The organism is Mesorhizobium sp. ES1-1, from assembly GCF_020164785.1.
In the GTDB taxonomy this organism is placed as follows: domain Bacteria; phylum Pseudomonadota; class Alphaproteobacteria; order Rhizobiales; family Rhizobiaceae; genus Mesorhizobium.
In genome coordinates, this window is the sequence record NZ_JAIUGX010000005.1 from 153,291 (window position 1) to 164,558 (window position 11,268).

Annotated in this window: 9 protein-coding genes; 2 read left to right on the forward strand and 7 right to left on the reverse strand. The window is 64.8% G+C overall.

Going from position 1 to position 11,268, the window contains the following annotated elements; translation table 11 throughout:
• Nucleotides 1-4 precede the first annotated feature (4 nt).
• The 7 genes from LB513_RS10870 to LB513_RS10900 are packed head-to-tail and all read right to left on the reverse strand — an operon-like array spanning nt 5 to nt 8,282.
• Nucleotides 5-973: a D-2-hydroxyacid dehydrogenase gene (locus LB513_RS10870; protein WP_224663493.1), complete on the reverse strand. Its 969-nt coding sequence runs from the start codon at nt 971-973 to the stop codon at nt 5-7.
• An 8-nt stretch (nt 974-981) separates the two neighbouring features.
• A complete protein-coding gene (locus LB513_RS10875) occupies nt 982-1,890 on the reverse strand; it encodes a dihydrodipicolinate synthase family protein (protein ID WP_224663494.1) in 909 nt (302 codons plus the stop codon).
• Entirely contained in the window at nt 1,887-2,477 is a 591-nt protein-coding gene (locus LB513_RS10880; protein WP_224663495.1) for a hypothetical protein, read from the reverse strand. Before LB513_RS10880 ends, LB513_RS10875 begins: the two co-directional genes overlap by 4 nt.
• The gene (locus LB513_RS10885) at nt 2,478-5,336 is read right to left on the reverse strand and encodes a 2Fe-2S iron-sulfur cluster-binding protein (protein ID WP_224663496.1); all 2,859 of its coding nucleotides are present in this window, start codon (nt 5,334-5,336) and stop codon (nt 2,478-2,480) included.
• On the reverse strand, nt 5,333-5,599 hold the full coding sequence (locus LB513_RS10890) for a sarcosine oxidase subunit delta (RefSeq protein ID WP_224663497.1): 267 nt from the start codon (nt 5,597-5,599) through the stop codon (nt 5,333-5,335). The genes LB513_RS10885 and LB513_RS10890 overlap by 4 nt, the downstream gene beginning before the upstream one ends.
• Before the next feature lie 16 nt (nt 5,600-5,615).
• Nucleotides 5,616-6,857 carry an FAD-dependent oxidoreductase gene (locus tag LB513_RS10895; protein ID WP_224663498.1) on the reverse strand — a complete coding sequence of 414 codons (1,242 nt, stop codon included), beginning with the start codon at nt 6,855-6,857 and terminating at the stop codon, nt 5,616-5,618.
• Between the two features lie 6 nt (nt 6,858-6,863).
• A complete protein-coding gene (locus LB513_RS10900; protein WP_224663499.1) occupies nt 6,864-8,282 on the reverse strand; it encodes an MmgE/PrpD family protein in 1,419 nt (472 codons plus the stop codon).
• 169 nt (nt 8,283-8,451) lie between these two features.
• Here LB513_RS10900 and LB513_RS10905 point away from each other — a divergent pair, with 169 nt between their 5' ends.
• Together LB513_RS10905 and LB513_RS10910 are read left to right on the forward strand one after the other, a co-directional pair.
• On the forward strand, nt 8,452-9,339 hold the full coding sequence (locus tag LB513_RS10905; protein WP_224663500.1) for a LysR substrate-binding domain-containing protein: 888 nt from the start codon (nt 8,452-8,454) through the stop codon (nt 9,337-9,339).
• Nucleotides 9,340-9,535: 196 nt separating this feature from the next.
• On the forward strand, nt 9,536-11,191 hold the full coding sequence (locus LB513_RS10910) for an ABC transporter substrate-binding protein (protein ID WP_224663501.1): 1,656 nt from the start codon (nt 9,536-9,538) through the stop codon (nt 11,189-11,191).
• Nucleotides 11,192-11,268 lie beyond the last annotated feature (77 nt).

The window sequence follows — 11,268 nt, forward strand, 5'->3', positions numbered from 1 at the left end:
GGCTTCAGTAACCGCGTTCGGGACTGACGACATTTTCAAGCGGCGCGCCGCCGCGGTAGCGCTTCAGATTGTCGGCGAACATGCGGACCGACTTGATGTCCCAGCCGTCATAGACCGCCGCGCAATGCGGGGTGATGGCGACATTCTCATAGCCCCACAGCGGATGGTCCGCAGGCAGGGGCTCGGTCGCGAAGACGTCGAGCGCTGCGCCCTTGATCTGCTTGCCGTCAAGGGCAGCGAGCAAGGCGGTTTCTTCGACGACGCCGCCGCGCGAGATGTCGATCAGCACGGCAGACGGCCTCATCGCGGCGAATTCCGCAGCACCGAGCAGGCCGCGCGTTGCAGGCAGCAGCGGAACGCAGCAGACGATGAAATCGGCACGCCCAAGCAGGGTCGGCAGCGCATCCGGGCCATGCACCTCGTCGAGGCCGTCCATGGCCTTCGGACGCGCGCGGATGCCCAGCGTGCGCATGCCCATGGCCCGTGCGCGGCTGGCGAGCGCCGTGCCAGTCTTGCCAAGGCCGATGATCAGTACCGTCTTGCCTTCGATCGGCTCAACCCGGCCGTCGCCCCACTGCCGCGCCTGCCGGCGGCGTTCGAAGCCGCGCAGGTCGAGCGAGAAGGACAGCATGGCGCCAAGCGCGTATTCCGCCAGCATGCCGGCGGCAACGCCAGCCGCGTTGGTCACAGTCAGCCGCTCCGGGTCCCAACGGCCGAGATGATCGGTGCCCGAGCCGCCCACGGAGACCCATTTCACGCTCGGGCTTTCGATCAGGGCCTGGCGTGGATAGCGCGGCGTGCCGTCGAAGCGCACGGAGTAGACCACTTCCGCCGCCACGCGGTCGATCAGTTCGGGCAGGGCGGCATAGCTGTCGCAGGCATGCACCGTGAGATCCGGATGCGTCTCCTCGAGCACGGCCAGCGCCGCGGCCGGCCGATCGGTGTGCAGGATGACGGATGGATCAGCCGACACGGTGTTGCTCAGCTCAAGCCAATATGGTCGGCCGCAGGACCGAGCGCCGCAACAAGCCTCTCACCGCTTTCGAAGGTTGCATTCTCGTGCGGAGCCCGCAGGTTCAGCCAACGCCTGTCACCCGAACGCACGGCCAGCACGGCCTTCATCGCCGGGATGAGGCCGGCATCCTGGATGATCTTGCGGAACGCCTTGATTGCCGCGTCGGCCTCGGCAATTTCTTCTCCGGCCACCGTGCGATCGTAGAGCGCGCGGATGGCCGCCGCATTGAGGTTGACGGTCGCCGAGATGCAGCCGACCGCGCCACTGGCGAGCCCCTTGGTCAGCTGCGCTTCCGAACTCGGGAAGACCGCGACGCCAGGCGCCGCGGCGATCACCGCCGCCGCATTGTTCCAGTCGCCGCCGCTGTCCTTGTAAGCCACGACGGTGTCGGGAAAGGCGTCGTTCAGGCGGGCGGTCAGGGCAGGACTGACGGGCACGCCGGAGTTCTGCGGAATGTGGTAGAGGATAATCTTCATGGCGGGGTTCGCCACTTTCTCGATCAGCTCGCTGTAGTAGCGCGCCTGGCCGTTGTCGCCGACGGCGGTGTAGAAGAACGATGGCAGCACCATTACCCCGGCGCAGCCGAGCCCGACGGCGTGGGCGGACAGCTCCGCGGTTTCGGACAGCGCGGTGACGCCGGTACCGGGCATCATTCGGCTCGGTGAGATGCCGGCCTCGACCAGCCATTCCAGAGCCTGCATGCGCTCGCGCAGGGATAGCGAAAGCGCCTCGCCCGTGGTGCCGAAGGGCGACAGGAAATGCGCGCCTTGGCCCAGCACCCATTTTGCGTGCGATATCCAGAGATCGCGCGCGATGCGGCCATCGCTCTCAAAAGGCGTCAGGATCGGGGCGATGGTTCCTTGCGGGCGGGTCATATGTGTCCTTCCATATCGATCGGCAAATCTATGCAGTCCATGGCCGCCGCTGCTGTCGCCCTGGCGAAGTAGGCCGACGCTGTGACGTCGAACAGTACATCAAAACCCTCTTGCGAGCGGAACGTGACCGCCTCGATGTGGCCAACGCGTGTCTGCGCTATGGCGTCGACGCCGAACGCACCGGCCCGGAGATCAAGCGCGCAGAGCCGCTCCATCGCTTGCGGCACGTGCCGGCCGGAGAGGCGCATCCACGCCCAACCTTCCTCGCGCCACGATGAATAGGCTTTCGGCCCGGTATCCTTCGTCCAGGCGGCCTTGAGGTCGGCGAGCGCGTCGCCGGCGCCTTCGGCAAGCAGCAGGATGTCCTCGTTGCCGAGGCGCAGAATCCGCATTCCGTGATGCGAGCCGATACGATTGATTGCGGGCAGCGAGACGCCGTGCGCCGTGAGCCAGGCGGCGCTGCCGCCGCCCTTCAGGCCAAAACGCGGAGTGGCCGTCAGGTCGTGGAGCGTCACCGCGCCGACCGGCAGCTTGGTGCCGTGCGCCGCGCCGCCGGCCATGAAGGGGAAGACCGAACTTGGCGCCACCTACATCTCCTGCCGTGCGTTGGCGGGATCGAAGAAGGCATGGCCGACCACCGGCACCTCGACCAGATTGCCGTTGCGGCATTTCACCGTAACCAGCCTGCCTTCGACGGCATCATCCTTATGGACGTAGGCGAGCCCGATGGTGCAGCCGAGCGTCGGCGAAAAGCCGATAGAGGTGACCTGACCGACAGGATGATTGCCGCGCAGGACGAGGCAGCTTTCGCCGGGTAGATCCCGGGCATCGGCGGGAAATCGCAGGCCGACGAGCTGGCGCGACTGGCCCAGCCTTGCGCGCATTTCGATCGACCGTTTGCCGACGAAAAACGGCTTCTTCTTCGACACCGCCCAGCCGAAACCGAGTTCGTCGGGCGTGGTGATCGCGTCGGTGTCCTGGCCGATCAGAATGTGACCCTTCTCCAGGCGCAGGATGCGGGAGGCTTCGAGACCGTAAGGCTTCAAACCATGCGGCTCGCCCGCAATCGTCACGGCGTCCCAAAGGGCGGGTGCGAGGCTGGATGGACAATGCAGTTCGTAACTCAACTCGCCGGTAAAGCCGATCCGCATGACGCGCACGGGCACGCCGGCGGCGACGCCTTCGCGGCCGCTGAGATAGGGGAATGCCTCGCGTCCGAAATCGATGTCGCTGTCCAGCGCCTCAAGCACGGCGCGGGCTTTCGGGCCGGTGACGTTCAGGCCGCTGAAGGCGCCGGACAGGTTGAGGACATCGACCCGCAAGCGCCATTGCGCGTTCCAGAACAGCATGTCGGCATAGACCCGCGCCACAGCCCCGGTGGTGGCGGTCACATAGAAGCGGTCGTCCGCCATGCGGTAGGCGACGCCGTCGTCGACCACCGAGCCCATCTCGTTGAGCATCAGGCAATAGCGCACACGACCGACCGGTTGATTGGCATGCGCCATCGTGTAAAGGCGGTCGAGGAATTCGCCGGCATCCGGGCCGCGAAGTTCCAGCTTGCCCAACGTGGACACGTCGAGCAGCCCGACCCCTTGCCGCACCGTCGTGATCTCGTCGCGGATCATCTTTTCGGCCGCCCCGGCATCGCCATAGAAATACGGCCGCCACCACGCGCCTACGGGCTTCATCATCGCGTTCAGCGCCAGATGCCTGGCATGCAATGCCGTGCGCCGCTCGAGCGGTTCGTGGTGACCGGCGAGCACGCCAAGCGTTTCCGGTCCAACCGGCGGGCGCGCAGTGGTGACGCCGACTTCGGCGACAGTGCGGTTGGTCGCCTCGGCAACGATCCTCGACGTTGCCAGCGCGGAATGGCGGCCTTGACTTGGGCCCATGCCGACGGTGGTAAAGCGTTTGACCAGCTCGATCTCGCGATAACCTTCCTTGACCGCGTTCTGCAGATCCTTGACCTGCAGATCTTCGTCGAAATCGACGAAGTCGCGGCCTTTCTGGTGGGGGACGATCGGCAGCACATGGATCGGACCGGCTACCGCAGGCCTGGGCAATATCCTGTCTTCTGCAACGGCGTGCCCGAGCCTTGAGAGGGCGGCAGCAGCCGCGCGACGGCCGTCGGCCATCGCGTCCTGCAGATGGCCGTCTGCGGCGACGGAGCCGGCAAGGTGGACCGGCGACGGGGGCAGGCTGAGCGTCATGGTTCCAACGGCGGCGTCATAACCGACCTTCGCGCCGGCCTGGCAAGGCAACTGCCAGGCGGGCACCTCGCCGGCCGAGACAGCCAGCAGGTCGCATGCGATCCAGCGGCCGCCGACACGAACCCGCGCCAGATGACGATTGCCCGCCGTCCCCTCGGCGGCTTCTATCGTCGCCGCCTTCCGGATGGCCACGCCCTTGCCGTGCAATTCGGCTTCGAAGAGGCCGGGCTCGCCGCCGGATCTCGGATCGGCAACGAGAGCGACCGAGACACCGGCCTCGACCAGATCGAGCGCCACGCCATAACCCTCGTCGCCGGTGGCCAGCACAACGGCCATTTGTCCTGGGCGAACGGCGTAATGACGGATCAGGCGTTGCGCGGCGCCACCGAGCATGATCCCAGGCAGGTCGTTGTTGCGGAAAATGGCGGGTTGCTCGATCGAGCCGGTCGCCAGGATGACAGCGCGCGCCCGGGTGCGAAAGAGCCGGTTGCCCTGGATCAGCGGCAGCCAATTGTCCTCATACCACCCGTTGCAGACGGTGCCGGTCAGCAGGCGCAGGTTTGGCAGCGCTTCCAGCTTGGAGGACAGGTCGGCAAGGAGCGCCGGATCATGCCGGCCATAGGTCAGCGAACCGCCGATCTCCGGGTTCTCGTCGCAAAGCACGACATCCGCGCCGGCCTCGGCGGCAGCGATGGCGGCGTTCAGTCCCGCCGGCCCGGCGCCGACCACCAGGATGTCGCAGTGTAGATGGGTTTTGTCGAAATGCCGGCGCGGGGCCGTGGTGTCGACGACGCCGAGCCCGGCCTTGCGGCGGATCATCGGCTCCCAGAATTTCAGCCAGCTGTCGCGGCGCGGTCCCATGAAGGTGCGGTAGTAGAAGCCGACCGGCAGGAATCGGCCCAGCCTGTCCATGATCGCATCGCGGTCGCGTTCGAGCGTACCGTTAACGTTCTGCGCGCTGACGCTGAGGCCTTCGCTGATCGGCGTGCGATCGGCAGCGACATTCGGCTCGAACGGCAGTTGCACCAGCGTGTTGGCATCGGCTCCGGTCATCGAGAGGATGCCGCGCGGCCGATGGTATTTGAAGGAACGCGACAGCACCCATTGGCCTGATGCAGCAAGCGCGCTGGCGATGCTGTCGCCGGCGAAGCCCTCGAAATTCCTGCCCTCGAATGTAAAGCGGACGGAACGCGTTCGGTCGATCCGGTTGCCCCAGGGCTCAGCCAGCCTATTCATGGATGAGCCCAACGTTCTGAAGCGTCGAAGGTGCGCAGGACCTCGTTGGTGACGAGGTCGCGCTCGGCCAGGAAGAAGTAATTGCTCGGCACGTGACGCCACCACTCCACCACGATGCCCTTGCGGTTTTCGGCCCGGAACAGATGTCGCGACCAGTCCGCGTCGGCGGTCCGATCGGGATCCGGCTCCGCGCGGACGGGTCCAAAGGATTGGAACTCGTCTATGTTGCGCGGGCCGTTCATCGGGCAGGTCAGGATCTTCATGGTTGGTAGCGTTTCATCAGTGACTGGCCGCCGTCGCGCCCATTTCGTTGAGCAGCCGGAAGGTCTCGAAACGCTCCAGTGCGAACGGCTTCAACAGGTCGGGGACGCGGCCCTTGGCGATGGTCTCCGCCATCCGCTTGCCCGCGACCGGCGTTGCCTTGAAGCCCCACGTCCCCCAACCGCAATCGAGCCAAAGGTTCTGGAGCGGGCTGGCACCCATAATGGGGCTGTAGTCCGGCGTCATATCGGTGATCCCGGCCCATTGCCGGAGCAGACGCACGCCTTGCAGGAAGGGGAAGAGATGCACGGCGCCTTCGGCGAGGTGTTCCTTCATGTCGAGGGTCGAGCGCGTCGAGTAGAGCTGATAGGGGTCGGAGCCGCCCCCAATGACGATTTCGCCGCGCGAGGACTGCACCAGATAGGTGTGCAGCGAGACGGAGGAGACCAGCGTGTGCAGCCACGGCTTCAGCGGCTGCGTCACCATCGCCTGCAGCGGATAGCAGCGGATGGGAAGTTCGACACCGGCCATCAGCGCCACGTCGTAGTTCATCCCGCCGGTGGCGATCAGCACCTGGCCGCAGGCGATACGGCCGCGGCTGGTCTTGACGGACTGGACCCGGTCGCCGACGACCTCGAAGCCTTCCACTTCGGTACGCTGATGGATCTCGACGCCGCGTCGCGACGCCTGCGCGGCATAGCCCCAGGCGACCGCATCGTGCCGCGCGGTGCCGCCGTCCTCATGCCAGAGCCCGCCGAGAATCTCGAGCGCGCCGCCATAGTCCATGTTGAGCGACGGCACGAGCTCCTCGACCATCTTCTGATCCACGACTTCGGTGCGTGTGCCAAGATGCTTGCCCATCTCGGCGCGCGAATGGAAGCTGCGCAGGGTCGCTTCCGTATGCGCCAGCGTCAGCTGGCCGCGCTGCGAGAACATGACGTTGAAGTCGAGTTCCTGGGAGAGGCCCTCGAACAGCTCGACGGCTTCCTTGTAGAAGGCGATGCCTTCCGGTGTGATGTAGTTCGAGCGGATGGTGGTGGTGTTGCGCGCGGTGTTGCCGCCCGCGAGATAGCCCTTCTCGATGACCGCAACGCTGCTTATGCCGTGATATTTCGACAGATGGTGGGCGCAGGCCAGGCCGTGGCCGCCGCCCCCGACAATGACGACATCGTAGGATGGCTTGAGATCGGGCGTTGCGGGAATGTCGCCGCTGACCGGATAGTCCCTGCTGAGACCGTATTTCAGAAGCCTGAGCGGCATGTCAGGCTACCACGCTGGCCGTTGGAGGGTCATGCTGACGAGGGGCGGATCGTAAAGCAATACCGATAGATCGAAGAAGCGGCTGTCCTGATCGGCAAGCGAAAGGACTGCGTCGCGGATCGCCATGGCGCGGCCCTGCCCAAGTACCGGCGTCGCGAACTCCAGGTATTTGGCCTCGATCTGAGCTGAGGTCAGCGGCGCCTCCGGTCCGCCGCGCGCATGGACATCGCCTGAAGCAAGGACGCGTCCATCCGTGGTCGTGATTGCAACATCGGCCCAGCGCCCCGCGGGGAAGCGGGCGCTGTGGCGCTCGCATTCCCGGACCGTGATGCGGCTCAGCATCTCGGCAACGGCTGCGTCCTCGAGCCCGCTGCCGGAAATGTGCTCCAGTCCGATGCGGCCATGCATGATGAAGATCGCAACGGCGAAGCGCAGGCTGTATTGCGCCTTCGACGTCGTGTCCGGCATGCCTTCGAACAGCGTCGCGGCGTAGTGGAAGCTGTTGACCTCGACATGATCAATGTCCGACGGCGTCAGATTGTGCGCCAGGAACAGGCCGCGCGTTGCGTCGATTGCGGCGTGCGCCCAGCGGCAGATCGGGTAGGGCTTCACATATTGATGCAGCACCTGCCAGAAGGCGCCGAGGTCCTGCCAATGGGCAGCGACTTCGGGATCCTCGACCGTGATTGCCGGCGCGCCGGTAAAGCCGCGTTCGGCCAGCACGGCGGCGGACAGGCCGGTCAGCGCGCCGATGCCCGAGCCGTCGTGCAGCATGGTCGGCGTGGCGATCTCGCGCATCATCTGGCTGCGCGGGCCATGATATTCGGCGATGCCGAGGGCCTCCCGGAATTGCCCGTCGCTGAGCCGCCGCAGCCTTGCGGCAAGCGCGGCCACGCCGAGCGCATTCCATGCGCCCGATGTATGGTAGTCCGAGACCGTCGCGTGCAGCGCTATCCCGGCCCGGCCGGCGACTTCGTAGCCGACGACAAGGGAGGCCAGCGCTTCCGGGCCGCTGAGGTCGGGGAGCGACTCCGCCAGCGCCGCCAGCGCCGGAACGACGGCGACGCCGATATGGCCCTTGGTCGGGCTATACCCGTCGTGGCCGTCGAGATTGTCGATCTGGGTCGCGGCGGCGTAAGCGGCTCCGGCGATGCTGGCGCGGCGGCCGTCGAAAAGCATGCGCGCCGAATAGAGCGGATCGGCGGAGCCGTAGAGAAGGGGGGCGGTGTCGCGGGCGATCCGGCCGGCTTCCATGGGGCCGGCTGCGATGGCTATTCCGAGCGTGTCGAGCAGGAGATAGCGCGCCTGCTCCAGGACAGGGGCCGGGAATACGTTTGCGGGCCGCCGCAACACGAAATCGGCAAGGCGAACGGCTACGCTGCTACTCGCGTCAGGCCCTTCACGCCGATGCGACGGCACAGCCACTGGCATCTCTCCCCTCTGCGTCACGACATCATTAATTTGGGTCCATCGCGCTTTCACGCAATTAGTTCGGCGGCTTTGACCAAAAATATCTATGTCTTGTCGCTTGCCCGCAATTGAATGCCGGCACATCCGTGGTTTACCTCTCCTTGCGCATTGCAGGAGCCCAAAGATGAAGCCACCGCCCCCGTTGAACTATATCAGGTCATTCGAGAGTTCGGCCCGGCACCTCTCCTTCACCCTGGCCGCCAAGGAACTGGGATACACGCAGGCGGCGGTCAGCACGCATGTCCGCGCGCTTGAACATTACATCGGCCGGCAATTGTTCATCCGCTATCCACGCAGCCTCAAGCTCACCGAAATGGGCGAGGCGTTCCTGCCGACCTTGCGGCAGGCGCTCGACCAGATCGACCAGGCAACGGAGGCGATCGTGACCTCGTCGCGCAATCGCACAGTGGTCGTCTCCTGCCCGATGAGCCTGGCGGAGAACTGGCTGGCGGGTTGCATGGCCGCCTTCCGCAAGAAACATCCCGAGATCGAGATCGTGCTGCACGGCACGATCTGGGAGGACCTCAGCGAGCAGATCGCCGACATCACCATTTCCACGCGGCGTTTCGATGACCGCCCGCCCGCCGGCATCCCGCTGTGGAACGACGAACTGGTTCTGCTGTGCGCGCCGACGCTGCTGGATGGCGAGGATGCGCTGAAGCAGCCCAACGATATCCTCAAGGTCGACTGGATCTTCGTGCATGGCCGGCAGGAATATTGGCAGGTCGTCACGTCGGCGCTGGGCGTCGACATGGACGATCACGACAAGGGCCTGACGACCAATGCTTCCAACATCGCGCTTGAACTTGCCGCCATGGGGGCAGGGCTCGTCGCCACCCAGCGCTCGCTTGCCCACGCCTATCTGCGGCGTGGACTGCTTGTCGAACCGTTTCCCGTCCGGCCGGCGAGCCCATGGAACTACTACCTCACTGAGAACCAGCTTTCGAAGGGAACCATCGCTCGCACCGTGCGGGAGTGGATTCTCCTGCGGGCGCAGGAGGATGGCGCTTAACGCGCAGTGCTCCGCAGGTCAGCGCATTCCGCCAAACTCAAAAATTGACACGCCAATGGCCTTGTTTTTTTAGGTCTTGTTGGCCGGTTTTCGGGCGTTTGGCGCGGCCCAAGCCCTTCCGGGATTTTTGCATCGCCTCTAACATCCCCGTCGTAAGGGGAATGAACGGGCGGAAAGCCCAAACCGGAGAATCACAATGACGATTTTCAAGAGCAACGGTGACCGCGTCCCGGCCGTCATCGAAAGCTACGCAGACGAAGTGAGGAAGGGCGGCATGGATCGCCGCGAGTTTCTTGCCATGGCGAGCGCGATGGGCGCTTCCACGGCGTTCGCCTATTCCATGATTGGCTCGTCGCCGGCGGAGGCCGCGGCCCTGGAGCCGGGCAAGAAGGGCGGCATCCTGAAGATGCAGATGATCATCAAGGAAATGAAGGATCCGCGCTCCTGGGACTGGTCCGAGATCGCCAATGTCATGCGCCAGTGCAATGACTACATGATCCGCTACACCACCGACTTCACCTTCGAGGGCCATCTGGTCGAAAGCTGGGAAGTCAGTGACGATGCCACCGAATACAGGCTGCATCTGCGCAAGGGCGTGAAGTGGTCGAATGGCGACGACTTCAATGCCGACGACATCGTCCACAATATCGAGCGCTGGTGCGACAAGGCTGCCGAAGGCAATTCGATGGCCGGTCGCATGAATTCCCTCATCGATCCCGCGACCAAGAAAGCGGCAGCCGGCGCCATCACCAAGGTCGACGACCACACGGTAAAGCTGAAATGCCAGCAGTCCGACGTCACGATCATTCCGGGCTTCGCGGACTATCCCGCCGTCATCGTCCATCGCGATTTCGACAAGAACGGCGGCGACATGCTCAAGACCCCCGGCACCGGTCCCTATGAGCTGATCTCCTACAAGGTCGGCGAATCGGCCTCGGTGCGGCGCCGCAAGGACTTCACCTGGTTCGGCGGCGACCCCTATCTCGATGGCGTCGACTGGACCGACTACGGATCGGACGCGTCCAACCCCGCTATCGCCAGCGCCTTCGAGGCCGGCGAGATCGATTGCAACTACCAGACGGTGGGCGGCACGGTCGACCTCTATGACAGCATGGGACTGGTCAAGGAGCCCGTCGTCACGGCCGGAACCATCGTGCTGCGCACCAACGTCACCAACAAGCCTTATGACGACAAGCGGGTGCGCAATGCCATCCAGCTCGCCGTCGACAATGAGACGGTGCTGAAGCTCGGCTATAGCGGTCTCGGACAGGTCGCCGAAAACCACCATGTCTGCCCAATCCATCCCGAATATTACCCCTTGCCGAAAGTTCCGCGCGATATTGCCAAGGCGAAGGCGCTGATGGCCGAGGCGGGCCAGACGGATCACGAGTTCGAATTGATCTCCTACGACGCGGACTATGTGAAGGACCCCGCGGACGTCGTCGCCGCGCAGATGCGGGAGGCCGGCTTCAAGGTCAAGCGCACCATCATTCCGGGGTCGTCGTTCTGGAACGACTGGACGAAATATCCCTGGTCGACGACGGACTGGGGCATGCGCCCGCTCGGCGTCCAGGTGCTGGCGATCGCCTATCGCAGCGGCGAGGCGTGGAACGAGTCCGGCTATGCCAACCCCGAATTCGACAAGAAGCTCAACGCGGCGCTGGCCATGCCCGATGTCGAGAAGCGCAAGGAACTGATGAAGGACGTCGAATCCATCCTGCAGGATTCCGGCATCCTGGTGCAGGCGTTCTGGCGTTCGCTGTACCGGCACCATCAAACCTATGTGAAGAACCTCGGCATGCACCAGACCTTCGAACTGCAGCTGGACAAGGTCTGGCTCGACAAGGCCTAGAGCCAGCCACCACGGCAAAAAGCCCAGGGGCGCATGTTGCGCCCCCGGGCACGCTAGGCGACTGTGATCGTCCCGCC